The following is a 505-nucleotide window of genomic DNA, read 5'->3' on the forward strand; positions in this document are numbered from 1 at the left end:
GCCGATCTTGGCGACCGCCCGCACATAGCCGATCGTTCTGACATACATCGCGTTCATCGAATTGGTCATGAAGCCAAACACATGCTCGACTCGCGCACGGCTCTTTGATTTCACTCGATTCGAGGCTTTTTGCTCTTCGGTCAGCGGATGGCCTTTCGTTCCTTTTTCGTGGACGTCATTGGTCATTTCACACTCGTCGATAATAGCTTGCTGTCCGACATAGGCGCTGTCGCCGTACAGCGGCTGGCCCACATCTTGCTTTTCGAGCAGCGTTTCCAGCTCTTGGGAATCGTGGTCGCAGGCGGGCGTCACCATCCAGTTGTTGATGAGTTTGGTGCCTTTATCGACCTTGACATGGTTTTTGTAGCCATAGAAACTGGCGTTGTTTTTCTTCAACCACCGGGCATCGACGTCTTTCTGGCGAAGCTTGTTGGGCTTCTGTTTCCAGGCTTCCGGCGTCTGGCCCGCCTTGATCTGGGCGTTTTCTTCGCGGCTGTTGCGCTGG

Annotated in this window: 1 protein-coding gene; it reads right to left on the reverse strand. The window is 54.3% G+C overall.

Annotated elements, in window-relative coordinates:
* Positions 1 to 505: transposase (locus tag EST62_RS12650; RefSeq protein ID WP_134751649.1), on the reverse strand; the 505-nt coding region annotated here is incomplete at both ends.

Source organism: Chlorobaculum sp. 24CR (assembly GCF_004118635.1).
GTDB lineage: Bacteria > Bacteroidota > Chlorobiia > Chlorobiales > Chlorobiaceae > Chlorobaculum.